The sequence below is a fragment of the Myxococcus sp. AM010 genome (assembly GCF_013372585.1).
GTDB lineage: Bacteria > Myxococcota > Myxococcia > Myxococcales > Myxococcaceae > Myxococcus > Myxococcus vastator.
The window spans coordinates 1-24,078 of sequence record NZ_JABXEO010000051.1 but is presented as its reverse complement, the minus strand read 5'-3'; the positions used below and the strand labels follow the sequence as shown (position 1 = coordinate 24,078).

The window sequence follows — 24,078 nt, the reverse complement described above, 5'->3', positions numbered from 1 at the left end:
GAAGAATCGATTCCCTACTGCGCCTTGCGCTTGCCCAGCACCCTGGGCGCGGCCGGTCTCCGCCGAGGAGGCCCCAGCACCGTGTTGAGCGTGCCGTCGTACCCTGGCGGGCGGACGTTCGAGACGATCTTCGCGTAGATGGTCTTCGAGAGGGACTCCAGCTTCGCCTTGGAGAGGGAATAGTTGGGCATTACGTGGTCCTGTCCCGCGTTGGCGACCGATTCCAGCGTCTGGGCGTAATCGGCCATGATGCCCTCAAGCTCATCCTTGACCTGATGGGAGTAGATGGGATGCGCCCGATCCGTCACCTGGTCCAGGTGGCGAGGCAAGCCCAACTCGTCCGCGATGGCCTTGTCCATTGGAAGGACAATCATGTTCATCTTGTGATTGAGATTATACCCGACTTTCAGCAGACCGCCACGCACGAAGGCGTTGGCGTCAGGCACGCGCGACTAGAACTTCGAGGTCAGCCTGTTGATGGCGTTTCGCAGCTCCGAGTTCGTAACGATATGGTGCGCGTTGTGGTAGTAGGGAACCACGCAGCTATGCCGGAAGTTCCCCAGTTGCCCTACGTCCCAATCGTGTGGTTGTGGAGCATCAAGGAACTCCTTGTAGAATGCAGGGTAGACAGGCCAGACCGTCGTATTTCCAGACTTGTCGCTCGTTGTGTAGTTCTGCTTCGCGTTGGTGCGGATCGGCTGATTCTCGTCCACGAAGCGCTTGTACTTGGGCCAGTCGTAGAGCGCCTTGTCATCGGACGCGTGAAGCCAGGCCTGCCAGCGATGCGAACATGAGTGCGCCTTCCAGACAGAGACATGCCGGTTGAGGCACTTGCCCACCGACGTATCTGCGGCTCCCTCGTGGAACTGCGCGGCGACATCTTTGAGGTGTTGCTCTTCCGATGCGTCTGACATGCCTACACCTCTCCTTCAAGAAGGACCGCGCCCGCATCACCCCATTCCGAGCTGGAGACGACGAGCACCTGAGGCCCCGTTGCATAGCGTCGCGTCAGCGAGCGGACCGCCACGCACAATCCGACCAGTCCGCTGGCTGCACCCACGTCGCCAACGGAGGTCCCCGGAACAATCCACTTGGCAACGCCATCGAGCCGCGAGGAGAGCCTCACCCGCGCGTGGCCCCACTCCTTCGCCCGCCACTCCTCTCCATTCAGGTCCACGACCACGTCTCCTCGGAAGTGAACGCCACGGCCTCCGGCATCCAGGCAGGTGGCAATCGTCGTGGCGAGCCCTTCTCCCGTGTTCGGCTTGTCCTGAAAGAGGTGCCGGGGCTCCTGGGCCGTCGCGAAACCACGAATCGATGCGTGGATTCGGGCTCCGCGGCGCTGCGCGGCGCCGCGCGACTCCACCAAAACCGCAGCCCCCGCTTCTCCTGGCATCAAGCCCACGGGACGCTCGCTCGTCTTCAGGCGGCGCCGCTACTCCAGCCACTCCAAGGTGAATGGGTCCAGGTAGGAGTCAACGGCGAGCACCACGACCCGCTCAAGCCCCTCATCCATCCACCTTCGGGCAAGACTGAGCCCCGCTGCCCCCCCCCGCATGCCCCTTGCGAACAACCGCCACATATCGAGGCTCAAGGCGCCAGGACATGCTGCGCTTCAGTCGCTCCAGGAAACGCGCCCCCATTGCGTCGTGGTCGTTCCACGGACGAGGAACTTCCTGGTAGCGCTGAGCATCCCAGGTGGGCAACGCCACCACCAACCCGGTACGGCCCCAAAAGGAGGTGTCGTCCATCTCCGGAAGGTCGCCATACACCAGCAGGTCATCCAGACACGCCCGGGCGACCCGTACCCAGAACCCCAGCAGCACGAAGCCGCTGGCCATTCCCTCAAGGGGATGCCCCATCAACGGAACCGTGTCCTGGGCCTCTTCATCAAGGACCCTGAAGTAGGACAGCGGACGCGCGCAACTGATACCAGCCCGGATGGCGGCACACGCAGTCGTTACGTCGTACCCTACCGACGAGAGCATCCCCAGACTGGTGACCGAAAGACTCGTGGGCATCAATGTCCGCCCCAGGAATGAGAACCCGCCTGAGTTGCAGGGCAGCCAGGGGGCGACATGCGGCGCCACTTCGGGCAACTCTACCTCAATTGCGTGCGCCATTCACTGGCACCTGGCCACCCACGGACGGCAGCATGGGGGCTTTCAAGGCATCGCATTGCCCCCGATTGCATTCGCGCTCCCAGAGGCCATCAGGATGCGCCCAACCGCTCCACCAGCAGCGCCAGCCCCCGTCCCACGATGGCGCGCCGGACCGCGGCTCTGTCCCCAGTGAAGACGTGCCGCTCCACCGTGGCCTGTCCACCCCGCTGGAGCACCGCGAGGTAGGCCAGGCCCACGGGCTTCTGCGGCATGCCGCCTCCGGGTCCCGCGATGCCTGTCTCCACCAGCACCCAGTCCGCCGTGGAGCGCGCCAGGGCACCGTGGGCCATGGCCTCCACCGCCTCCGCGCTGACGGAGCCATGCGCTTGCAGCAACGCCAGCGGCACGCCGAGTTGCTCCACCTTGGACTCGTACGAATAGGGAATGAAGCCGCGCTCGACCACCGCGGAGGCGCCGGGCACCTCCGTCAACGTCGCGCCCAGCAGGCCGCCCGTGCAGGCCTCCACCAACGCCAGGCGAACGCCCGCGGCGCGACACCGCTCCAGCGCCTGCCGCGCCAAGGCCTCCAGGGCTGCTTCCATCATGCGCCCCACTCCAGCGCATCCGCGGCGAACCTGCACGCCCAAGGATGGTCGCGCCGTGCATTCCCGGCCGCGTCCTCGCTCGGGCGCCGCGCCGCGTCCGAGTCCACCGTGGCGCCCGGTGGACGCTCCAGCGCCGGGGACGCCGTCCACGGTCGCGCAGTCTGTTGACCTCCATCCCCTGGCCGCACTCAGGGTGCCCTCGGCGGCGGATTCCTTGACCCCTCCGCGCTCGTGCGCAACAGAGTTCCGCCCGTGTCCTGGCGAGCGTGGAAGGTTGGAGTCCTGGCCCTGATGGCCGCGTTCCTGGCGGCCTGCGCGTCCAGGCCGGCGGCCCCTGCCCCTTTGCCCGTCCCCGAACCCGCCGTCACCGGCCCGGTCGCCGAGGCCGAGGCCTACCTGCACGCCTGGGCCGCGGGAGATGTCGCCGCCATGCGGCGCGCCGCCGTCAACCCGCCCGCGTACTTCGAGGTGATGCACCAGCAGTTCCGCGACGGGCTGCGCATCGTCTCCTCCCAGTTCGAGCTCGGGCCCTTCCAGCGCGATGGCGACGCCCGGGTGGCCACCTACCGCGCCGTGCATCTGCTGCGCGGGCTCGGAGAATGGGAGCTGGAGGGCGCGCTGCGCTTCGTCCGGCACCAAGGCCACTGGCGCGTCCAGTGGACTCCCGCCACGCTGCACCCAGAAGCCCGCGAGGGTGACCTGTTCTCCCGCACCCGCACCGCACCACAGCGGGCCGACATCCTCGACGCGCGGGGGACACCCCTCACCCTGCAAGGCGAGGTCATCACCATCGGCGTCGACCCCACCCGCGTCCGGAGCCGCTCGGACGTGGCGGCGGCGCTCCAGGCCCAGGTCGGCGTGAGCACCGCGCGGTTCGACGCAGCGATGAGCGCGGCGGGCACGGCGACGAGCCGCTTCGTGCCCATCATCGACCTCCCGCCCGAGCGCTACCAACAGGTGCGCCCGGCGCTGGCCCCCGTGCCCGGCATCTTCTTCCGCCGCAAGAGCATCCGTACCCCAGAGGACGGCTTCGCCGCCCACACCCTGGGCCGCATCGGCGAGGTGACAGCCGAGCTGCTTCCCCTGATGGGTCCCACCTATCTGCCCGGTGACCTCGTGGGCCTCTCCGGCCTGGAGCGGGCCTACGAGGTCCAGCTCGCGGGCAGCCCCTCCGGCGACGTCCTGCTCATGCGCCCCTGGGGCAAGACGCAGGCCCTCTTCCACTTCGAGGGCGAGCCGGGCGCGCCCTTGTCCACCACGCTGCGCCGCGAGGTCCAGGCCGCCGCGGAGGCCGCGCTCGACGGCGTGGCACACCCCGCGGCCCTCGTCGCCGTGGACAGCGGCACGGGGGCCATCCTCGCCGTCGCCAGCCGGCCGCTCTCGCAGCCACTGCACCGTGCCCTCACCGGCCGCTATCCGCCCGGGTCCACGTTCAAGGTCGTCACCACGGAGGCGCTGCTCGCCCGAGGCATGCGGGTGGACTCTCCTGTCGCGTGCCCACCCATGACGATGGTGCGCACCAAGCCCTTCCGGAACTTCGAAGGGGAGTCCCTGGGCGACACCACTTTGCGACAGGTGTTCGCCCACTCGTGCAACACCGCGTTCGTGACGCTCGCGACGGGGCTCGGCGGTGACGCGCTGGGCGCCGCGGCTCGCCGCTTCGGCTTCGATGTGTCCTACTTCCCCGGCCTGACTTCCGCCGGGGCCTCGTTCCCCGCGCCCGCCGATGCCATTGAGCTGGCGGCCGCCGCCATCGGCCAGGGACGGGTGCTCGCGACGCCCCTGCACATGGCCTCGGTCGCCGCGGCGGCGGAGTCCGGCGAGTGGCGCGCGCCCTACCTCGTGGAGGGACTGGACGGCGGACCGAGCAGCCCGCTCTCCGACGGCGTCCGGGCGCCGCTGTCCGCGCTGATGCGCGCCGTCGTGACGGAGGGCTCCGGGAAGGCCGGCAGGCAGGTCCCCGGGCTCGGCGGCAAGACAGGCACCGCCGAGTTCGGCACCGTGGCGCCCCTGCCCACGCACGCGTGGTTCATCGGCTTTCGAAAGGGCGTGGGCTTCGCCGTCCTGGTGGAAGGCGGCGGCGTGGGCGGGCGCGTCGCCGCGCCCATCGCCGCGAAGTTCGCCAGTGCCCTGTAACGCGCCCGGAGAGCCGCTCCCCGCTCAGGCCCCGTGAAGGCCAATACCCGAGACAGCGCGCGGCGGTCCGCCCACCGCGCGCCGCCCGCGCTCAGGCTCCGCGACGGCGCAGCGCCACGGCCAGGCCCACGAAGGCCAGCACCACCCACAGCGCCACCGCGCCCGGTCCCGCCGCGTTGCAGCCGCCACCGCCACCCCCCACGCCTCCACCGTCATCCGGCGGCGTGCCCGCGTCGGGCGTCTGCGGCCCCGCGTCCGGCTGCTGCGTGCCCGCGTCCGGCGTGCCCGTGCCCGCGTCCGGCTGCTTCGTCAACGTGCTCTCGTCGAAGTACGCGCCACACGCCGGGTCGCTCACTCCGGCCGCGCGGTGGTCCAGCGCCAGCGCATAGGCGCCCGCGCCGAAGCCCGCCATGGGCGTGTTGTACTTGTACGTGCCGTTCAGCTCGTCATACGTCTCCGCCACGGCCAGGTAGTTCTTCAGCGACTGGTCCGTCACCCACTTCAGCACGCGGTCGGCACGCGCCACATCGCCGCCCATGCGCTTGGCAACCGCGCCGCGCAGGCTGACGATGACCCACTCCGCGCTGTCGTACTCGCCGCCCCAGGGGCTCATGTCCGCGCCACCCGGGTGGTCATACCGGTCATCGTTGCGCTGCCAGCCCGCCCCCGCCGGTGAGGACAGGCGCAGGTCCAGGCCTCGGTACGTGGCCTGGGCAATCTTCCCCGCCGGGTCGAACAGCTCGAAGGCGAACGCGTCGAACACCGCCGCGTCCCAGTAGCCCCGGCCCGTCTTCAGCTCCTCCAGGTTCGACGCCAGCGCGAAGGTGCTGTCCGTCAGCTGCTCCGCCATCGCCCGACGCAAGGACTCGCCCGCCTGCCGGTAGCGCTGCGCGCGCTCCGTGTCTCCCACCCGCCGCGCCAGCTCCGCCGCGTCACACAGGCCGCGCGCCGCCGTGAGGCTGGTGTACGTCCAGGAGCGCTGCCGCCCGTTCCAGTGCGTCTCCCAGATGGACGAGTCCGGACGGATGAGCCCCGTCACCGGGTCGATGAGCGCCACCAGCGCGTCCCCCACCTTCGTCGACACCGTGGGCCAGGTCTGGTCCACCAGCGTGGTGTCGCCCGTCGTCCGCTCGTAGTGCCGCAGCGCCCAGAGGAAGAGCCCGAAGCCGTCGAACTCGAGGTTCGGCCCCGCCTCGTTGAAGTCCGTCTCCTCCACGCCGAAGCCGTGGTAGCGCGTGAGGGTGATGATGTACGGCGGCATCGAATACGGCTCCAGCTCACGCCAGTGCTGGAAGCGGCCACTGTCCGCGTTGAGGTAATAGGCCAGCGCGTCACGGGCATCCGCCTGCATCCCCAGCGTGGCCATGGCCGCCGCCGCGTAGGCCCCGTCCCGAATCCACGCATACGTCCATTGCCCGGGCGGCAGGCTCGCCAGCACCGCGCCGTAGCCCGCGTGGCGCACCGTGCCCGGCAGCGTCGCCGTCGTCCCGTCGGGCGCCTTGAAGCGCGTGCGGCGCGGCTCGCCATCCCGGGACAGCGCTTCGCGCAGGTACACGTCGCGCGAGCGCACCTGCGCCATGTGCAGCACCACCGCCGAGTGCCGCAGCAGCGACTCCTCGTCCGCCGACATGCCCGCCGGCACCTTCACCGTGTCCGCCTGGAACGCCGCCCACCGCGCCACCTCCGCGTCCACCAGCGCCTGGGCGCCGGACGCGCCCGCGTACTCCGTCAGCCACTGCCGCGCGGTGGCCCCGGACGCGGGGTCACCGTGGTGCGCGAAGGCCACGCCCACCCACCGCTCCGCGCCCGCCGGGATGTCCCCCAGGTTGAACTGGTACGCCGTCGCCCAGCCCGTCCCCGCCGAGGGCTGCGCCGTGAAGTCCCGCAGGTCCTGCCCACCGCCGCCATTCACCACCGTGTAGGCGTTCTGCGCGCCCGTCGTCGCCGACAGCCACGCCGCCTTCCGCGCCACCGCGCCCAACGGCCGCGCCACCAGCACGCCGGCGAAGCCCTTCTCCACGAAGTCGTCGCCGCTCAGCTCCACCGTCTCGCCATTCTCCTCCAGGTCCGCCATCACCCCCGGCCGACCGAAGCCCAGGTGGAAGTTGTGGAGCGAGAAGGCGCTCACACCGGTGACGGCCGCCGCGCCGGTGTTGCGCACGCGCAGCGCCATCACGAAGGACGCGTGCGGCAGGCCTTGCGGCGCGAAGACGAACGTCGTCGCCTCCAGCGTCCCCACCCGCTGCACCAGCGCGCCCAGCCCCGTTCCGCCCGTCTTCTCCGGCGCCCACGCCGCGTAGCCGCTGGCGTCCCGGTCCGCCTCCTGCGTGCTGAGCCAGCGCTGCGTGCCCCCGGAGCGCAGCCCGAAGAACGCGTCGAAGAGCAGGTCGCGGGAGTGAATCACCTTCGGGTGGCCATTCTCGAAGACGTCATTGCCCGCCGCGTCGATGACGGGCTCCTCGGTGGCGAACAGGTGCTCGCGAAAGTGCGTCACCTTTCGCTGCTCCACGTCCAGCATCACCGCGCCATGCCCGTTGGACGAAGGCAGGCGCAGGAAGGAGCGCTGGATGGGGGCCTCCGCGCGGGCGCCGGCGCCCACGGTGCACAGCAGCGCCAGGAGCAGCGCGGGCGGCTGGCCGAGTCGGTGATACAGGCGGGGGGTGGCAATCATCCGGCGGATTCTGGTGCCCTTCCCGTCCCAGGCCAACGGGTGTGAAACCACCTCTCTTGCTGACCTTCCTGGAAATGGCTGTTTCAACGGCGCCTCCCACCGGGACTCTGGCGCCTCCGCGCAACCACCTGTCGCCGCCCTTCTCCCAAGAAATGGGACTCATCACGTACTGACTGGTGACGCGGCACCGGACCACCCATCGCCGCCGCAAGGGACCTCATGACTTCGCTCGCCCGGCCCGCGAGGCTGACCTGGCAGAACTCCGGCACCTTCCTGCGCGTCCTGCTGACGCAGGTGCTCTACGTCGCCCCGCTCTTCTGGTTCATGGAGCTGGCGCAGAACGTGGCCTGGCGGTGGATGAATGGGGACTGGGGCTGGGTGTTCCCCAGGTCGCCGTACCACTGGTTCTCTTTCGGGAGCCTCATCCTGTGGGCCGGCTGCGTGGCGCTCTTGTGGAGCCTCCACTTCTTCTGGTTCTACCCGCGCCGCGTGAAGGTCTGGCCGCGGCTGGCCATTGGCGCCGCGGCGTGCTGGGTGGGTGAGTGGGTGGGCGGCTACATCGCGGCCAACGTCTTCAACCATCCGCTCCAGGTGTGGCCCGGCTCGCCGCTCGTCTACGTCCACTACAGCGCGCTGTTCTTCTGGGTGAGCAACTGCATCGTCTACCACCTGCTCACCATCGACGTGGTGGACCTCACGCCCGAGTACGACGCGCCTCCCGCGACGGCCCGCGCGCAGGTGGCCTGAGGCTCACGCGCCCTGAGGCAACCTCAAGCGCGCGCGGCAGCCCTTGCCCTCGGGGCGGTTCTCCAGGCGCAGGCTGCCCCCGTGGGCTTCGGCGATCTGCCGGCTGAGCGCCAGGCCGATGCCGCTGCCCTGGGGCTTGGTGGTGAAGAAGGGCACGAAGAGGTTGCCGGTGTCCGTCATGCCGGGGCCCTCGTCCTCCACCCAGACCTCCACCGCGCCCGGCGACAGCACGGCCCAGGACACCCAGACGTCCCCCGCGCCCTCCGGCACGGACAACACCGCGTCCACCGCGTTGCGCACCAGGTTGATGAGCAGCTGCTCCAGCTGGTCCACGTCGCCCCGCAACACCAACCCGGGGCCCGCGCGCACGCCCACCTTCCGGCGCTTCTCCAGCGCGACCGACCGGCGCACCCACGCGTCCACCTCCACCGCCCCCAGCGTCGGAGGCGGCAGCCGCGCGAGGCTGGCGTAGGCGGACATGAAGCGCGCCAGGGACTGGGAGCGACGGGCGACGATGCCCAGCCCGCTCTTCGCGTCCTCCTCCCAGTCGGACGGACGCGGCGCCATGAGCAACGTGTCGCGCAGCGCCTCCGCGATGGAGCCGATGGGCGCCAGCGAGTTGTTGATTTCGTGGCTCAGCACCCGCACCAGCCGTTGCCAGGCCTCGCGCTCCTGCTCACGCAACGCCAGCCGCAGGTCCGCGAGCACCACCAACTGGTGTGGCAGGCCACCCTGCCGGAAGGAGCCTCGCCGCAGCTCGTAGGGCCCCCCCTCCTCCGTGAAGGAGCGCGTCAGCCTGCGAGGCACGTCGCCCGCCAGCAGGTCTGTCAGGCCCAGGGCTCCGGCGCCCTTGCCCACCAACTGCGAGCGTGACGCGCCCAGCAGCCGCTCGCCCGCGCGGTTCACCAGCCGCAGCGTGCCCGCCCCGTCGAAGGCCAGCACGCCGACGTCAATCTCCTCCATCACCTGCTCCAGGAGCGCGCCCGCCTCCAGCACTCCCAGCCGCTGCTCGCGCAGGGTGGCCCCCAGCGCGTTCACCTCCAGCAGCACCTCGCCCAGCGCGTCCCCCGCCCGCGCGCCTCGGCCGCGCACGGAGTAGTCCCCTTCGCGCAGCGCGGCCAGCAGGTTGGCCACCGCGTGCAGCGGCCGCATCACCCGTTCGCGCACCAACAGGCCCACGCCCAGGAAGGTGCCCACCACCAGGGACGTCAGCGTCCACTGCACCTTGGTGGAGAAGTCCCCCAGCCACACCAGCACGAGCGCGGCCACCGAGCCCGGCAGGCCCGCGAGCCACGCGAGCCCGAGCACCTGCAGGTCATGCGGCGGTAGCCGGCGCTCCTCGCTCACCGAGCGCCCTTGATGCCGTAGTACTGGAGCCGCCGGTACAGCGCGCTGCGCGACAACCCCAGCCCCTTCGCCGCCTCGCTCACGTTGCCTTCGTGCCGCGCCAGCGCCCGCTCGATGAGGTAGCGCTCCACCTCCTCCAGCGTCATCTCCTCCAGGCGCGCCAGGCCCTCGCGGCCGGCCCGCTTGAGCAGCAGGTCCTCCTGCGTCACCTCGTCGCCCGACGCCATCAGCATCGCGCGCTCCACCGCGTGCTCCAGCTCGCGCACGTTGCCCGGCCACGCATAGGACAGCAGGGCCTCCAGCGCCTCCGGGGACAGCCGGACGTCGGGCCGGCCGTAGCGCCGGCCCTGCTCAGCCAGGAAGTGCGCGGCGAGCAGCGGGATGTCCTCGCGCCGCTCACGCAGGGGCGGCAGCTGCACCTCCACCGTGTTGAGGCGGTACAGCAGGTCCTCCCGGAAGCGCCCCTCCGTCACCGCCCGCGACAGGTCCACGTTGGTGGCGCTCACCACGCGCACGTCCACCCGCCGCGTCTTCGACGAGCCCACCGGGTGCAGCTCGCCCGTCTGGAGCACGCGCAGCAGCTTGGCCTGCTGCGACAGCGGCATGTTGCCAATCTCGTCCAGGAAGAGCGTGCCACCATCCGCCAGCTCGAAGCAGCCGATGCGGTCCGTCTTCGCGTCCGTGAAGGCGCCCTTCACGTGGCCGAACAGCTCGCTCTCGAAGACGCCCTCGGACAGGCCACCGGAGTTGACGGCGACGAAGGTCCGCTCCGAGCGCGTGGAGGCCGCGTGAATCAGCCGCGCCACCACCTCCTTGCCCGTGCCGTGCTCGCCCGTCACCAGCACGTTGGCGCCGGACGGCGCCACCCGGTCGATGAGCCGCCGCACCGGCTGCATGGACCGGGACTCGGACACCAGGGAGAGCTGATGGCCCTGCCCCCGGCGCAGGTGCTGGTTCTCCTCCTCCAGCCGGCGGCTGCGCTTCAGGGCCCGGCGCAGCTCCAGCTGGGTGCGCAGCGTGGCCAGCAGGCGCGTGTTGTCCCAGGGCTTCTGCACATAGTCGCGAGCACCGGCGCGCATGGCCTCCACCGCGCCCTCCACGCTGCCCCACGCCGTCATCACCACCACCGGCAGGGACGCGTCCTGCGCGCGGATGCGGCCCAGCAGGTCGATGCCCTCCTGCCCGGAGGTGGTGTCGCGCGCGTAGTTCAGGTCCATCAGGACCAGGTCCACGTCCTCGGCCTCCAGCGTGGCGAGCGCGCCAGCGGGCGACTGCGAGGTGACGACGGTGAGCCCGTCACGCTTGAGGAGCAGGCGGAGGGCTTCCAGGACGTCCGCCTGGTCATCGGCGACCAGGACACACGGAGGCCGCCCGGCGGCACTGGGGGCATTCGGGACGGAGGGGGCGGATTCAGACACGGGGGACACCCATGGGGGGAATGTGCCAGAAACAACCGGCGGTGGTCGCGCGGGAGTCTCTCAGGCGCGGCCCCCCCCGAGCCCGGCCGCCGGCCAGGGGATAGGACTTCCCGGCGCTCCTCGGGGAGATGGGCGCGGAGGCCAGGCCCCGCGCTCAGCGGCGCTGCTCGTCCTGGACGACGCGGCCGTCGAAGAGGCTCACCGTGCGGGTGGCCACGCGCGCGTGCGCCGGGTCGTGCGTCACCATGCAGATGGTGGCACCGCCCTTGTGCAGCTCGGAGAGGAGCTGCATCACCGCCTCGCCGTTCTTCGAGTCCAGGTTGCCCGTGGGCTCGTCCGCCAGGAGGATGAGCGGGTCGCCGGCCACCGCGCGCGCCACCGCCACGCGCTGCTGCTGACCGCCGGAGAGCTGCCCCGGCATGTGACGGGCCCGGTGCGCCATGCCCACCTTCTCCAGCGCGCCCTCCACCCGCTGCTTGCGCTCGGCGGCGGGCATGCCCCGGTACGTCAGCGGCAGCTCCACGTTCTCGAACACCGTCAGGTCGCCGATGAGGTTGAAGCTCTGGAAGATGAAGCCGATGTGCCGGTTGCGCACCAGCGCCCGGTCCGTCGCGGACAGGTCCAACACGCTGCGCCCGTCCAGCAGGTAGGCCCCGCGCGTCGCCGTGTCCAGCAGCCCCAGCACCGCCAGCAAGGTGGACTTGCCCGAACCCGACGGGCCGACAATCGCCACCCACTCTCCCTTGCGCACGTTGAGGTGGATGTTGGAGAGCGCGTGCGTCTCCACGTCCTCGGTCTCGAAGACCTTGGTCAGGCCGTCCAGGTGGATGAGCCCCTTGCCGGGCTCCACGCTCGCGCCCTCCTGCGCCGCCGCGCCTTCAGAGGGAGCAGCCGTCTTCGTGTCGTTCGTCATCATCGCAGCCTCACCCGCTCGACCGCGTCCCACGCGGCCATGTCCGACAGCACCACCTGGTCACCTTCTTGAAGGCCCTGCAGCACCTCTACCGCGTTCACCGAACCCCGGCCCAGCTGCACCGGCACGCGGACGGCTTCATCACTGTCCGGCATCAACCGGAAGAGGGCCATGGTGGCGCCCGGCTGCGCGCCAGCTGGGCGCCCCACGGACAGCACGTCGCCCAGCCGCTCCAGCTCCACCGTGCCCTCCACCGTCAAATCCGGCCGCGCGCCCCGGGGCAGCTCCGCGGGCAGCGACACCTCCACGCGCACCGTGCCCTGGCTCGCCGCGGGCGCCACCCGCGCCACCTGGCCTTCCACCACGCCGTTGCGGGTGTCCACCAACGCCTTCAGCCCGGGCTGGATGTCGCGCGCCTGCGTCTCCGCGATGCGCAGCTCCGCCTTCAGCCGCTCCGGCTTCACCACCTTCGCCAGCAGCACCCCCGGCGTCACCCACTGCCCCAGCTCCAGCGGCAGGTCCTGGAGCACGCCGTCCTCGCCCGCCAGCACCTTCATCGACTCCACCTGCGCGCGGCGGAAGCGGGCCACCGCCTTCAGCCGCTCCACCTGTCCCTGCTGCGCGGAGAGCTGCTCCTTCATGCTGGAGGCCACGACCTGGAGCTTCTTCTCCTCCAGCGCCAGACGGCGCTTCAGCTCCGCGGCCTTGTCGCGCGTCTGCCGCACCTCCAGGTCACCGATGTGCGCCTGCTGGTGGAGGACCTCGTTGGCCTCGGCGCGGCGCGTCGCCTCGGCGGACTCGCTGATGAGCGCCGCCACCATGGCCTCCTGGGCCAGCCGCTGCGTCTCCAGCTCCATGCGCACCTGGATGAGGTCGGCCTCCACGCTGGCCAGCTGGCGCTCGGCCTCCAAGGCCTGGAGCTGCACGTCCGGGTTCGACAGCTCCATCAAGAGCGTGTCCGCCGTCACCGTGGCCCCGGGCCGCACGTGGATGCGCTCCACCCGGCCCGCCGTGTCCGCGGTGAGCCAGCGGATGTACTCCGGCACCAGCGTGCCCGCGCCCTTCACCTGGCGCACCATGGGGCCGCGCTTCACCGTGTCCAACCACACCGAGGCCCGCTCCACCGTGGGCGCCGCCGGGCGCAGCCGGGACAGGCCCACCGTCACCACCAGGAGCGCGCAGGCCCCACCGATGGCGAGCACCCAGGGCTTGCGACGCGGCTTCTTGGCTTTGGGAATGTCCACGCCCCTGCGCAGAGCGAGGCTCGTGCCAAGGCCACGCTCCGCGCCAAGCCCCTGGAATTGCTAAGACCCAAGCAGTGCCTCCCGAAGCGCGTGCCCACTTGCGGAAAGGGCCGTCCCAGAAGCGGACAGCAGCGGGAAGGGGGTGGAGGCCCCTGGAGGCGCCAGGGCTAAGGTGCGCGCCCATGCCGGACTCCCTTCTCGAAGTGTTCCTGGACCATGCACACCGCGCGCCCGAGCGGCCCCTGCTGACGTTCGAGCAGGAGCGCTTCACCTACGGACAGCTCGCCACGCACGTCACGGCCTTCGCGCGGAGCCTCAAGCAGCGCGGGCTCCAGGCCGGTGAGCGGGTGGCGCTCTTCCTGGAGAACAGCGCCCGCTTCGCCATCGCCTACCTGGGCGTGCAGGCCGCGGGCGGCGTGGTGGTGCTGGTCAACACCGCCTACCGGCAGGTGGAGCTGGCCCACATCCTGTCCGACGCGGAGGTCTGCGGCTGCGTCACCGGCGCGGCGGGCGTCGCCGAGCTGGTGCCGCTGCGGGCCCAGCTGCCCTCGCTCCAGTGGCTCGTCACCGTGGAGCGCCCCACCACCGCGCTGCCCGAGTCGCTGACCGAGGTCCCCTTCGACACGCTGCTCGCGGAGGGCACCTTGGCCACCGCGCCGCTGGTGATGCCACGTCCGGAGGACCTGGCGGTGCTGGGCTACACCTCCGGCACCACCGGCCGCTCCAAGGGCGCCATGCTGCTGCACCGCAACCTGCTGGCCAACGTGCGGGCCGTCACCCAGGCGTGGCGCTGGACGGAGGAAGACAGGCTGCTGCTCACCCTGCCGCTGTTCCACACCCACGGCTTGATGGTGGGCCTGCACGGCACGCTGTTCACCGGCGCCAGCGTGGACCTGCGCCGCCGCTTCAACGCCGCCGAGGCCCTGGCCGCGCTGCGGGACGACGCCTCGCTCACGATGTTCTTCGGCGTGCCCACCCTGTACAGCCGCCTGCTGGAGGAGGCCCGCGCGTCGGGCGTGAAGCCGCGCGCGCTGCGCCTGTGGGTGTCCGGCTCGGCGCCGCTCAGCCCCCAGCTCTTCGCGGACATCGAAGCGGCGTTCGGCGCCCGCATCCTGGAGCGCTACGGGATGACGGAGACCGTCATGAACACCACCAACCCCTACGAGGGCGAGCGCCGCCCTGGCACGGTGGGCTTCCCCTACCCTGGCCAGGAGGCGCGCGTGGTGGACGTGCGCACGCGCCAGCCGCTGCCGCGCGGTGAGACGGGCGAAATCGAGGTGCGGGGCCCTCACGTCTTCGCCGGGTACTGGCGCCGCCAGGACGCCACCGCCGAGTCCTTCGACGCGGACGGGTGGTTCCGCACGGGCGACCTGGGGGAGGTGGACGCGGACGGATACCTGCGCATCACCGGGCGGGCGCGCGAGCTCATCATCAGCGGCGGCTTCAACGTGTACCCGCGCGAGGTGGAGGAGGTGCTCGCCCTGCACCCGGGCGTCGCCGAGGTCGCGGTGCTGGGCCTGCCGGACGCGGACCTGGGCGAGCAGGTGGTGGCCGTCGTGGTGCCTCACCCGGGCGCGCCCCCGCCGGAGTCCCAGGCCCTGGTGGACTGGTGCAAGGACCGGCTCGCCAGCTTCAAGAAGCCGCGCCAGGTCGTCTTCACGGAGGCGCTGCCGCGCAATGCGTTGGGCAAGGTGCAGAAGCACCTCCTCCGGGCGGCGCTGGTGACACCCGGCACGCAAGAGACGCGGTGAGCCGCGCTTCCTCCGCACGGTTCCGGACAGACGCCGCGCAATTGCGTGGCGTGGGCACCTTGCTGGCCTAGGGTTCGCGCCCAGGACGGAAGGAGCATCGTGTGACGGACACCGCTGAGCGGCCGGACGAACCCGACGCACGCGTCTCCAGCGGCGTGCCAGGACTGGACACGCTCCTGCGCGGCGGCTTTCTTCGCGGGGGCACGTACATCATCGCGGGGGCGCCGGGGACGGGGAAGACCCTCCTCGGCAACCAGTACTGCTTCGCCACCGTGGCCCAGGGCGGGCGCGCCGTCTACCTCACGGTGCTGGGTGAATCCCACGCGCGGATGATGCAGCACCTGCGGAGCATGAGCTTCTTCCACCCGGAAGCGGTCGGCCGCGTACTGAACTACGAAAGCGGCTCCGCCGCCCTCAAGGCGGAAGGGCTGGCGGGACTCGGCAAGCTCATCTTCCGCGCGGTGCGCGAGCACGGCGCCACGGCGCTGGTGGTGGACGGCCTGGTGGCCATGGAGGAGCGCTCCGAGGACCCGCTGCGCCTCCGGGAGTTCCTCCACGGCCTGTGCGTCCACAACGCGCTCGCGGGCTGCACCACGTTGCTGCTCGCCGGGCAGCACGGTGGCCCGGTGGACCCGCGCTACACCATGGTGGACGGCGTCGTCGCCCTGGCCCAGGAGCGCGTCGGCGTGAAGTCGGTGCGCCTGGTCGAAGTGACGAAGTTCCGCGGCGGCCCGCAGGTCCCCGGCCAGCACGGCTTCCAGATTTCCAAGGACGGCCTGTCCGTTCATCCCCGAATCGAAGCCGTCTACACGCGGCTGCCCGCGCGCACGCTCGCGACGGACGCGCGGCTCACCTCCGGCCTCCCCGCGCTGGACGAGATGCTCTCCGGCGGCTTGGTTCGGGATTCGTCCACGCTGGTGGCGGGCCCGCCCGGCAGCGGCAAGACGCAGTTGGGGCTGCACTTCCTGATGGAGGGCGCGCGCCGGCAAGAGCCCGGGCTGTACCTGGGCTTCGTGGAGACGCCGCCCCGGCTGGTCAACAGGGCGGAGCGGATGGGACTGGCGCTGGGCGAGCACGTGGACGCGGGCCGGGTCCACCTGGTGTCCCGCGTGGCGGCGGAGTCGCAGCCGGACGCGCTGGCCGAGGAGCTGTTCGGGTGGGTGAAACAGCACGGCATCCAGCGGCTGGTACTGGACGGACTGGAGTCCTTCTGTCAGGAACTCACGGCCCCGGAGCGCACGCCCCGCTTCCTCGCCGCCCTCATGTACGAACTGCTCAACCTGGGCGTCACCCCGCTGCTCCTCCAGCAGACGCACGAGCTCGCCGCGCCGGAGGCGGACGCGCGACTGGACGTGGAGGCGCTCGTCGACAACGTCCTGGTGCTGCGGCTGGTGGCGCTGCGCTCGCGGCGCTACCGCGTGCTCTCCGTGCTGAAGGCGCGGGAGAGCGACCATGACGCGGCCCAGCGCCTGTTCGCCATGACGCCCCGGGGCATCGAGGTCGCGGCGGACAGCGAGGGCGCGGAGGCCCTCTTCAACGGGCAGACCCCGTCCCAGGCAGTGCCGCCGCGGAAGCCGAAACGCAAGGCAGGGCGCAAACCGGTCCGGCGCGGAAAGCCGCCCCGACGTGGGGGGCGTGGCGCATGAAGCGGCTTCTCATCGTGGACGACGAGCTGGCCATCGTCGAGGCGCTCCAGGACATCCTGTCCGTGGAGGGCTACGACATCGTCACCGCCTTCAACGGCGCCGAGGGCCTGCAGCGCATGGCGGACGCGAAGCCGGACCTGGTGCTGCTGGACCTGATGATGCCCGTCATGGACGGCCGGGAGATGCTGCGCCGCATGCGCGAGGACACCGGCCTGCGAGGCATCCCTGTGGTGGTGATGAGCGCCGGCCGCATCTCCGACGAGGAGCGCCGCTCCAGCGCGCGCTTCCTCGCCAAGCCCTTCGAGCTGGACGTGCTGCTCGACACCATCGCCGAGCTGCTCGTCGAGCATCAGCCCCACGCCTAGGCCGGCGTCCCGCGGAAGAGGGTGTCGCGGAAGTACTGAAGCTCCGCGATGCTGGCGCGCACGTCCGCCAGGGCGGTGTGCCCGCTGGGCGGCTTGCGTGGCTCCACCAGGTTCGGGTACCAGGCGCGCGACAACACCTTGAGGCTCGTCACGTCCACCATGCGGTAGTGCAGATAGCGCTCCAGCATGGGCATGTAGCGGAACAGGAAGCGCCGGTCGGTGTGGATGGAGTTGCCGGCGAGGATGCCCTCGCCCAGGGCGCAGTGCTCGGCGACGAGCGCCATCACGTCCCGCTCCGCCACGCGCAGGGAGGTGCTGGAGGCACGCACCTTCTCCAAGAGCCCGTTGCGGGTGTGCATCTCCCGGACGACGGGCTCCATGCGCAGGAGCACCTCCTCCGGCTGCCAGATGACGCGCTCTATCTCCGCGAGGGGCCGCAAATCCGGACCGGTGATGATGACGCCCACCTCGATGATGGAACACGTCTCCGGGTCCAGCCCGGTCATCTCCAAGTCCAACCAGACGAAGCGCTGCTCACGCGAACTCATGCGGCGGACCCTACCAGCCCGCGCGCGCGCCCGGGGGGCTCATTGCGCCACGTCCCGCGCGCCCCTGCGTCACAGCTCCACTTCGCACTCGGCCGTCCACAGCCCATCCGCGTCCTGGAACACCCGCGTTTCCATCAGCGACACGCCCCGCACGTCTCGCGCGAAGGGGTGGCGTTCCCGGTCCAACGGCTCACCAAAGGCATGGCCGAAGAGGCGCGTGCCGTCCATGCGCACCGCGAAGCACCGGAAACACAGGCGGCGCGCCGCCATCTTGTGGACGATGGCGCGCAGCCAGTCCGCCAGCAGCCGCTCCGGCGCCGTCGCCTCGCACGTCAGCTCCACCTCCTCGCGAACCTCCACCGACGTGGGGTCCACCACCAGCGCGCACAGCGCCACCGCGGCCTGCTCGAAGGCCTCCTCCAGCGAGTGCCCCCGCCCCCGCACCACGCGCTCCGTGCCGCGGGTGAGGTGCTCCCACCGAGGCACCGCCTCGCGCGCCGCCGATACCTGCCCCGTCTCCATGACGCCTCCCTCGTTGGTGTGTCCCGACGCCAGGCTCACGCGCGCGCCTCCGCGCCGACCCCGCCGAGGAAGCGCAGGAACCACGCGGCGGCCTGGCGGGCCACCTGCTCCAGCGCGCCGGGCTCCTCGAAGAGGTGCGTGGCTCCCGGGATGATTTGGATGCCCTTCAGGCCTTCCATCCGCGCGAGCGACTCCTCGTTCAGCTCCAGCACGCCCACGTCCTGCCCGCCCACGAGCAGCAGCGTGGGGGCCTGCACGCGGGGCAGCACCGGCCCAGCCAGGTCGGGCCGCCCGCCGCGTGACACGACGGCGTGGATGAGGTCCGGATGCAGGGCCGCCGCCACGAGCGCCGCCGCGGCGCCGGTGCTGGAGCCGAAGTAGCCCATGCGCAGCGGGGCCAGCGCCGGCTGCCGCTCCGCCCACTCCGTCACCGCCGCCAACCGCCGGGCGAGGAACGGGATGTCGAAGCGCAGCTCCCCGGTGCCCGCGTCCTCCACCTCCTCCTCTTCACTCAGCAGGTCGAACAGCAGCGTGGCCAGCCCCTGCGCGCGCAGCGCTCGCGCCACCGCGCGGTTTCGGGGACTGAAGCGGCTGCTGCCGCTGCCATGGGCGAAGATGACCAGGCCTTCCGCGCCGTCCGGGATGCCCAGGCTGCCCCCCAGCACCACGTCACCCACCTGGACCTGCACCTCCCGGATGTCCGGGTCCGTCTTTCCTCCCTGCCACATGTCGTCCATGCCTCCTTGGTTTCGCGTCACATCCAGAAGCCGCCCAGGTCCGTGGACTCGAGGAGTTCACGCGGCTGCGCGGGCTCCCGGGCGCGCACGAGCAACTGCCGCAGCTCCACGTCCGGCAGCGGCCGGAAGTCGTCGTAGGCCTCCGACGCGTCGCGCATCGCGGGGAGCACCTCCAGGCAGTGCACCGCGTCCGCCTCCGGCCGCGCCCGGGCCAGCCCGTGCGGGGTCCCCACGGGGACGCCCAGCACCAGCCGGGCCGGGTGCCGCCGCCGCAGCACCTGGAGCGCGGCCACCGCCGTGGCGCCCGACACCAGCCCGTCATCCACCAGCAGCACCGTGGCGCCGCTCACCGAGGGCTCCGAGGTGCCCCGCAGCCGCTGGACCTGAGTGTCCACTTCCGAAGCCTCCGCCCGCGCCCGGCTCCGGGCCTCCACCTCCGCCAGGCCCAGGTCCCGCAGCGCGCCCCGGTCCAGGTAGATGCCGCCCCCTTCCGACACCGCGCCCAGCACCGGCAGCCGGCCCGGCACGTCCAGGCGGCGGGCGACCCAGACGTCCAGCGGCGCATCCAGGGCGCGGGCCACCTCGTACGCCACGCGGAGCCCGCCTCGCGCCAGGCCCAGTACGCGCACCTCGCCGCCCCGGTAGGGCAACAGCCGCGCCGCCAGCCGGCGGCCCGCATCTGCTCGGTCCCGAAAGCGCATTGCGTCCTTCCTCCTCCCCACAAGGAAGTCACGGGGCCCGCAGCCTGCGGCGGAGGGCCAGGCGGAGGCCGCCCCGCAGGGGTGCTCGCGAGGGGGCCACCCAGGACGCGCCGTCCGGCCGGCAGGCGCGCTAGGGTGCGGCCCATGGACCCTGTCCTCCTTGTTGGCACGGCGAGCCCCCACCTGGGACGCGCGCTCGGGCAAGCCCTGGGCATCGCGCCCGCTGACTGCCACTTCGAGCGCTTCCCCGACGGGGAGATGCACGTCGAGGTGCCCGAGCGGGTGCGAGGCCGCACCGTCATCCTGGTGCAGTCCACGACGCCGCCCGCGGGCGAGCACCTGCTGGAGCTGCTGCTGATGGCGGACGCGTGCTGGCGCATGGGCGCCGCCCGCCTGGAGGCCGTGGTGCCCTACCTGGGCTACGCGCGGCAGGACCGGCGGGCGAAGCCCGGAGAGCCCCTGGGCGGCCGGCTGGTGGCGGACCTGCTGTCACAGGGCCGCTTCGCGCGCGTGCTGGTGGTGGACCTGCACAGCCCCGCGCTGGAGGGCTGCTTCGGCGCGCCGCTGGAGCACCTCACCGCGCTGCCGCTCCTGGCGGACGCGCTGCGCGAGCACGTCACCGACACCTCCGTGGTGGTGGCGCCGGACCTGGGCGCGGTGAAGCGCGCGGAGGCCCTGGCGCGGCTGCTGGACCGGCCATGGGCGGTGATTCACAAGGTGCGGCTGAGCGGGGACGAGGTCCACGCCAGCGGGCTGATGGGCGAGGTGCGAGGACGCCGCCCGATTCTGGTGGATGACATGGTGTCCACCGGCGGCACCCTGGTCGCCGCGGCGGGCACGCTGCGCGACGCGGGCTGCACGGAGGACTTCACCGTGGTGACGACCCACGCCCTGCTGGTGGGCCCCGCCGCGGAACGCCTGCGCACTCTGCCGCTCACTCGGTTGGTGAGCACCGACAGCGTGGAGCCCGTCCAGGGGCTGCCGTTCCAGCACCAGGTGGTGACGCTCGCGCCCCTGGTGGCCCGGGCCCTGCGGCCCTGACGGCCCGCAAGGGGCTGGGCTCCTCGACAGCCCCCATCGCCAGGGGGCCGGGCGCCATTCTCCCGCCCTCCGCACGGAGTCGGTTAGGCTCCCCGGCATCATGTCCGACACGCTGCTGACGAAGCTCGACTCGGGGGTCCTCACCCTCACCTTCAACCGGCCCGAGAAGAAGAACGCCTTCACGCATGCCATGTACGAGGCGGCCACCCGCGCGCTGAAGGACGCGGAGGGCAACGTCGACGTGCGCGCGGTGCTGCTCACCGGCGCGGGCAACGTCTTCACCGCCGGCAACGACATTGGCGACTTCATGGAGCACCCGCCCGCGGGCGAGGACAGCGCCGTGTTCCGCTTCCTGCGCGCGCTGGTGGACGCGGACAAGCCGGTGCTGGCGGCGGTGGACGGCCCGGCGGTGGGCATCGGCACGACGATGCTGCTGCACTGCGACTACGTGGTGGCCAGCGAGCGCGCGCGCTTCCACATGCCCTTCGTCCAACTGGGGCTGTGCGCGGAGGGCGCCAGCAGCCTGCTCATCCCCAGGACGGCGGGCTTCGCGGTGGCCAGCGAGCTGCTGCTCTTCGGCGAGCCCTTCGACGCGGCCACGGCGCTGCGCGCGGGCATCATCAACAAGGTCGTGCCGGACGCCAGCCTCCAGCAGGTGGCCACCGAGCGCGCCACCACGCTGGCCTCCCGCCCGGCCGAAGCGGTGCGCGTGACGAAGCGGCTGGTTCGCGAGCCCCTGCGCGCCCAGATTCGCGAGACGCTGGCCCGCGAGGGTGGCGAGTTCATCCAGCGCCTCCAGTCCGCCGAGGCGCAGGAGGCCTTCATGTCCTTCATGTCCCGCGGCCGGAAGTAGGGCCCCGCTTGAGCCTCCGGGCCCGGCCACCCCGCGAGGGCTGCCGGGCCCGACCGCCCCGCGCGAGCTACCGCGACGTGGGCGCCCGCGGCGACGGGGCGCCCTTGGAGAGGAAGGACTCGGCGCTCGCCGCCTGCGTCTTCTTCAGCGCGATGCACTGGTCCACGATTTCCAGCACCTGCGCCAGCATCCGGGGGCCACCCGGCGCCTTCGCGTTGCGCTCGGTGAAGAAGTCCTCCACCTGCTGACGCTTGCCCGCGTCGCAGAAGTTGCTGCCGACGTAGGCCATGCGCCCGGCGGCCTCGACGGGCAGCAGCGCCTCGGGCGAGTCCCCCACCAGCCGGTCATAGTGCTCCTTCACGAAGTCGAAGGCCACGTCCTGGGTGCGCAGGCCCCGCGAGGCGGCGAACGCCATCCACACCGTCTCACGCGGGTCCAGGCCCTTCTCGAACACCAGGGCCAGGTTCTGCTTCACCAGCGCCGGGTCCGTGAAGTGGCTCAACGCGCCGATGAGGTGCTGGCGCGTGTGCCGCTCCTTCTCCGAGCGCACCGCCGCGACGAGCTGCTCCCGGAAGGCCGCGTCGTTCTCGGTGGCGGTGATGGCGAGCACCACGTCCACCATCTCCGGCGCCACCGCGCGCTTGTCCTTCAACCACTTGTTCGCTAGGGCGCGCGCCTCCGCGCGCAGCTTCGGGTCCCTGCCTTCCCGCCCCGCCAGCCGCACCAGCCGGGGACGGAGCAGGCGCGTGTCCTCGCTCTCCCCCTTGCGCGGGGTGAAGCCGAGCTGCCGCGCCCGGGGCCCATACGTCTCCCGCAGGAAGCGGGCCCGGTCCTCCAGCTTCTCGTCCGGAAGCAGCCGCGAGCTGACCAGCTCCAGCAAATCCAACGAGGCCAGGGTGACGACGCGGTCCGGCTCATTCGCCAGGCGGCGCGTCAGGGCCAGGGCCTCGGCGGCGGGAATCGTCCCGGCCAGGGCCAGCGCGCGCACGTCCGTCAGGAACGTCACCTGCTCGGTGCGCGACAGCCGCTTCATTCCGGACTTCGCCAGCTTCGCCGCCGCGTCCCCGTCCAGTTGGACGCGGAAGTAGCCGGCGCCCTCCGCGTTGGGGAACACCCAGTCCGGGCACGTCTTCGCCTCGCTCAGGGCCACCTCCGCGCGCTCGCCCTCCAGCAGCGTGCAGGTCCGGGCCTCCTTGCCGCCCGCCGCGTACTCCACGCACACCGGCACCTTCCACGTCTGCGGGCCCGGTGACGTGGCCCCCAGCCGCAGGTAGCGCCGCTGCGTGAGCACCACCTTCGCGCCGTCCGCGCCGCACACCAGCGACGCGGTGACGAGCGGCGCCCCGCTCTGGTCCAGGAAGGTCCCCAGCATGCCCGTCACGTCCTTGCCGGACTCGGCGGACACGGCGTCCAGGAAGTCCTTCGCGGTGGCGTTGCCGCCCGCGTGCTTGCGGAAGTAGCGCTGGATGCCGCGCTGGAAGACGTCCCGGCCCAGCCACTCCTCCGTCATGCTGAGCACCGCGGAGCCCTTGCCGTAGGTGATGCCGTCAAAGGCGTTGTGGATGTCGTTGGCGCTCTCGATGGGCTGGCGGATGCGGCGCGCCGACAGGAGGCTGTCCGCGTCCAGGGCCCGGGCGCGGTCGTGCACGCGCTCGACGGGCGCGTCCCAGGCGGGGCGCCACGACTCGACGAGGCGCGGGGTCATCCACGAGGCGAAGGCCTCGTTGAGCCACAGGTCATCCCACCACTGCATGGTGACCAGGTTGCCGAACCACTGGTGCGCCAGCTCGTGCACCTGCGTATCGGAGAAGCCGCGCTGGCGGCCCAGCGAGTCCTCCTCCGGCTTCGCGAGAATGAGGCGCGAGTTGAACGTCACCAGGCCCGGGTGCTCCATGGCGCCGCCCAGCAGCGGCACCGCCATCACATCCAGCTTCTCGTAAGGGTATGGCGTGCCAAAGTAGTCCTCCAGCGCGGCCAGGATTTCCGGCGTCACCTTCGCGGCATAGGTCCCCTCCACCGTGCGGCCGCGCGGGGTGATGATGCGCGTCTTCACCTTCTTCTGGCCCGCGTCGGCGGCGGGGAGGAAGTCGAAGGGCCCCACGCCGAAGGCGATGAGATAGCTGGGCAGCGGCTGCGTGCGCGCGAAGCGGTAGGTGCGGCCACCGTCCGGGCGGGCCTCCTCCGACTCCTGCGGCGTGTTGGTGACGGCCACGACGCCCGCGGGCACGTGGAAGGTGAGCTGCCACGGCACCTTGAAGCCGGGCTCGTCGAAGGAGGGGAACACGCGGCGCGCGTCCACCGGCTCGAACTGGGTGTAGAGGTACCAGTCCCCGCCCTCGTTGACGCGGAAGGCGCCGTCCGTCTCCTTCTCCGACGCGACGCCGTCATAGACGATGCGCAGCGTCGCCGGTCCGGTGGCCAGCGGCTTCGTCAGCGGGAAGCCGAGGAAGTCCTCCTCGCCCCGCACCGGCGTGACGTCGGAGGACGCACCGCCCTGCGTGAGCGTGGCCTTCTTCACGGTGAGGCTCTTGGCGTGCAGCCACACCACGGACGTGGGCTTCGTCACCTCGAGCGCGATGTCCGCCACGCCCTGGAACACGGACACCTTCGGGTCCAGCGTGAGCTCCACCGTGTAACCGGTGGGGCGCACCTCCGTGGGCAGGCGCAGCTTCGGTGACTGAGGCGTCGCGGGAACGGCCTGTCGTGACGCCTGGGCCGGAGGGGGTTGGGC

The 24,078-nt window shown here is 71.6% G+C and carries 22 protein-coding genes; 7 read left to right on the top strand and 15 right to left on the bottom strand.

The features are described 5' to 3' along the window. Window positions 1-14: 14 nt before the first annotated feature. From HV826_RS22405 to HV826_RS22385, 5 genes are all read right to left on the bottom strand, one after another. The gene (locus HV826_RS22405) at window positions 15-374 is read right to left on the bottom strand and encodes a hypothetical protein (protein ID WP_176419048.1); all 360 of its coding nucleotides are present in this window, start codon (window positions 372-374) and stop codon (window positions 15-17) included. A gap of 78 nt (window positions 375-452) precedes the next feature. Beyond that, window positions 453-914: a hypothetical protein gene (locus tag HV826_RS22400; RefSeq protein WP_176419047.1), complete on the bottom strand. Its 462-nt coding sequence runs from the start codon at window positions 912-914 to the stop codon at window positions 453-455. 2 nt (window positions 915-916) lie between these two features. Further along, entirely contained in the window at window positions 917-1,177 is a 261-nt protein-coding gene (locus HV826_RS22395) for a hypothetical protein (RefSeq protein ID WP_176419046.1), read from the bottom strand. Window positions 1,178-1,508: 331 nt separating this feature from the next. Further along, window positions 1,509-2,123 (bottom strand): hypothetical protein, encoded by a 615-nt coding sequence (locus tag HV826_RS22390; RefSeq protein ID WP_176419045.1) that lies wholly within the window; start codon window positions 2,121-2,123, stop codon window positions 1,509-1,511. Window positions 2,124-2,212: 89 nt separating this feature from the next. Beyond that, on the bottom strand, window positions 2,213-2,707 hold the full coding sequence (locus HV826_RS22385; protein WP_176419044.1) for a CinA family protein: 495 nt from the start codon (window positions 2,705-2,707) through the stop codon (window positions 2,213-2,215). 291 nt (window positions 2,708-2,998) lie between these two features. Between HV826_RS22385 and HV826_RS22380 the strand changes: the two genes are divergently transcribed. Next, entirely contained in the window at window positions 2,999-4,843 is a 1,845-nt protein-coding gene (locus tag HV826_RS22380; RefSeq protein ID WP_217917088.1) for a penicillin-binding transpeptidase domain-containing protein, read from the top strand. A gap of 91 nt (window positions 4,844-4,934) precedes the next feature. On the opposite strand, the gene HV826_RS22375 is transcribed toward HV826_RS22380, so the two are convergent. Next, a complete protein-coding gene (locus HV826_RS22375) occupies window positions 4,935-7,514 on the bottom strand; it encodes a glycoside hydrolase family 15 protein (protein ID WP_176419042.1) in 2,580 nt (859 codons plus the stop codon). Between the two features lie 219 nt (window positions 7,515-7,733). On the opposite strand from HV826_RS22375, the gene HV826_RS22370 reads away from it, so the two are divergent. Beyond that, window positions 7,734-8,261: a hypothetical protein gene (locus tag HV826_RS22370; RefSeq protein WP_176419041.1), complete on the top strand. Its 528-nt coding sequence runs from the start codon at window positions 7,734-7,736 to the stop codon at window positions 8,259-8,261. A gap of 3 nt (window positions 8,262-8,264) precedes the next feature. Here the strand turns inward: HV826_RS22370 and HV826_RS22365 are convergent, their stop codons facing one another. The 4 genes from HV826_RS22365 to HV826_RS22350 all read right to left on the bottom strand — a co-directional run bounded on the left by HV826_RS22365 (window position 8,265) and on the right by HV826_RS22350 (window position 13,183). Next, a complete protein-coding gene (locus HV826_RS22365) occupies window positions 8,265-9,608 on the bottom strand; it encodes an ATP-binding protein (protein WP_176419040.1) in 1,344 nt (447 codons plus the stop codon). Continuing rightward, window positions 9,605-11,026, bottom strand: coding sequence for a sigma-54 dependent transcriptional regulator (locus HV826_RS22360; protein ID WP_176419039.1), 1,422 nt, complete (start codon window positions 11,024-11,026; stop codon window positions 9,605-9,607). The genes HV826_RS22365 and HV826_RS22360 overlap by 4 nt, the downstream gene beginning before the upstream one ends. A gap of 154 nt (window positions 11,027-11,180) precedes the next feature. Next, the gene (locus HV826_RS22355; protein ID WP_176419038.1) at window positions 11,181-11,942 is read right to left on the bottom strand and encodes an ABC transporter ATP-binding protein; all 762 of its coding nucleotides are present in this window, start codon (window positions 11,940-11,942) and stop codon (window positions 11,181-11,183) included. Beyond that, a complete protein-coding gene (locus HV826_RS22350; protein WP_176419037.1) occupies window positions 11,939-13,183 on the bottom strand; it encodes an HlyD family efflux transporter periplasmic adaptor subunit in 1,245 nt (414 codons plus the stop codon). The genes HV826_RS22355 and HV826_RS22350 overlap by 4 nt, the downstream gene beginning before the upstream one ends. A 182-nt stretch (window positions 13,184-13,365) precedes the next feature. Between HV826_RS22350 and HV826_RS22345 the strand changes: the two genes are divergently transcribed. The 3 genes from HV826_RS22345 (at window position 13,366) to HV826_RS22335 (ending at window position 16,945) form a co-directional block, all read left to right on the top strand. After that, window positions 13,366-14,934: an AMP-binding protein gene (locus tag HV826_RS22345; protein WP_176419036.1), complete on the top strand. Its 1,569-nt coding sequence runs from the start codon at window positions 13,366-13,368 to the stop codon at window positions 14,932-14,934. Window positions 14,935-15,035: 101 nt separating this feature from the next. Beyond that, complete coding sequence (locus tag HV826_RS38125; RefSeq protein ID WP_176419035.1) at window positions 15,036-16,580, top strand: ATPase domain-containing protein; 1,545 nt, start codon at window positions 15,036-15,038, stop codon at window positions 16,578-16,580. Further along, window positions 16,577-16,945 carry a response regulator gene (locus HV826_RS22335; protein ID WP_176419034.1) on the top strand — a complete coding sequence of 123 codons (369 nt, stop codon included), beginning with the start codon at window positions 16,577-16,579 and terminating at the stop codon, window positions 16,943-16,945. The genes HV826_RS38125 and HV826_RS22335 overlap by 4 nt, the downstream gene beginning before the upstream one ends. Here HV826_RS22335 and orn read toward each other — a convergent pair. The 4 genes from orn to HV826_RS22315 form a co-directional block, all read right to left on the bottom strand. Then, window positions 16,942-17,493: an oligoribonuclease gene (orn, locus tag HV826_RS22330; protein ID WP_176419033.1), complete on the bottom strand. Its 552-nt coding sequence runs from the start codon at window positions 17,491-17,493 to the stop codon at window positions 16,942-16,944. The genes HV826_RS22335 and orn overlap by 4 nt on opposite strands. 69 nt (window positions 17,494-17,562) lie before the next feature. Continuing rightward, on the bottom strand, window positions 17,563-18,054 hold the full coding sequence (locus HV826_RS22325) for an archease (RefSeq protein ID WP_176419032.1): 492 nt from the start codon (window positions 18,052-18,054) through the stop codon (window positions 17,563-17,565). Further along, complete coding sequence (locus tag HV826_RS22320) at window positions 18,051-18,743, bottom strand: dienelactone hydrolase family protein (protein ID WP_176419080.1); 693 nt, start codon at window positions 18,741-18,743, stop codon at window positions 18,051-18,053. Before HV826_RS22320 ends, HV826_RS22325 begins: the two co-directional genes overlap by 4 nt. Before the next feature lie 26 nt (window positions 18,744-18,769). Further along, window positions 18,770-19,453 carry a phosphoribosyltransferase gene (locus HV826_RS22315; protein WP_176419031.1) on the bottom strand — a complete coding sequence of 228 codons (684 nt, stop codon included), beginning with the start codon at window positions 19,451-19,453 and terminating at the stop codon, window positions 18,770-18,772. A gap of 135 nt (window positions 19,454-19,588) precedes the next feature. On the opposite strand from HV826_RS22315, the gene HV826_RS22310 reads away from it, so the two are divergent. Both HV826_RS22310 and HV826_RS22305 read left to right on the top strand, forming a co-directional pair. Continuing rightward, window positions 19,589-20,494 (top strand): ribose-phosphate pyrophosphokinase, encoded by a 906-nt coding sequence (locus tag HV826_RS22310; RefSeq protein ID WP_176419030.1) that lies wholly within the window; start codon window positions 19,589-19,591, stop codon window positions 20,492-20,494. 100 nt (window positions 20,495-20,594) lie between these two features. Next, on the top strand, window positions 20,595-21,347 hold the full coding sequence (locus HV826_RS22305) for an enoyl-CoA hydratase (RefSeq protein ID WP_176419029.1): 753 nt from the start codon (window positions 20,595-20,597) through the stop codon (window positions 21,345-21,347). 67 nt (window positions 21,348-21,414) lie between these two features. Here the strand turns inward: HV826_RS22305 and HV826_RS22300 are convergent. Next, window positions 21,415-24,078 (bottom strand): M1 family metallopeptidase (locus HV826_RS22300; RefSeq protein ID WP_255207765.1); only part of this gene is annotated, 2,664 nt, incomplete at its 5' end.

Coding starts and splice junctions, on each gene's coding strand:
- HV826_RS22405 (WP_176419048.1), bottom strand. CDS start 374: ATGATTGTCCTTCCAATGGACAAGGCCATCGCGGACGAGTTGGGCTTG.
- HV826_RS22400 (WP_176419047.1), bottom strand. CDS start 914: ATGTCAGACGCATCGGAAGAGCAACACCTCAAAGATGTCGCCGCGCAG.
- HV826_RS22390 (WP_176419045.1), bottom strand. CDS start 2,123: ATGGCGCACGCAATTGAGGTAGAGTTGCCCGAAGTGGCGCCGCATGTC.
- HV826_RS22385 (WP_176419044.1), bottom strand. CDS start 2,707: ATGATGGAAGCAGCCCTGGAGGCCTTGGCGCGGCAGGCGCTGGAGCGG.
- HV826_RS22380 (WP_217917088.1), top strand. CDS start 2,999: ATGGCCGCGTTCCTGGCGGCCTGCGCGTCCAGGCCGGCGGCCCCTGCC.
- HV826_RS22375 (WP_176419042.1), bottom strand. CDS start 7,514: ATGATTGCCACCCCCCGCCTGTATCACCGACTCGGCCAGCCGCCCGCG.
- HV826_RS22370 (WP_176419041.1), top strand. CDS start 7,734: ATGACTTCGCTCGCCCGGCCCGCGAGGCTGACCTGGCAGAACTCCGGC.
- HV826_RS22355 (WP_176419038.1), bottom strand. CDS start 11,942: ATGATGACGAACGACACGAAGACGGCTGCTCCCTCTGAAGGCGCGGCG.
- HV826_RS22345 (WP_176419036.1), top strand. CDS start 13,366: ATGCCGGACTCCCTTCTCGAAGTGTTCCTGGACCATGCACACCGCGCG.
- HV826_RS22335 (WP_176419034.1), top strand. CDS start 16,577: ATGAAGCGGCTTCTCATCGTGGACGACGAGCTGGCCATCGTCGAGGCG.
- orn (WP_176419033.1), bottom strand. CDS start 17,493: ATGAGTTCGCGTGAGCAGCGCTTCGTCTGGTTGGACTTGGAGATGACC.
- HV826_RS22320 (WP_176419080.1), bottom strand. CDS start 18,743: ATGTGGCAGGGAGGAAAGACGGACCCGGACATCCGGGAGGTGCAGGTC.
- HV826_RS22315 (WP_176419031.1), bottom strand. CDS start 19,453: ATGCGCTTTCGGGACCGAGCAGATGCGGGCCGCCGGCTGGCGGCGCGG.
- HV826_RS22305 (WP_176419029.1), top strand. CDS start 20,595: ATGTCCGACACGCTGCTGACGAAGCTCGACTCGGGGGTCCTCACCCTC.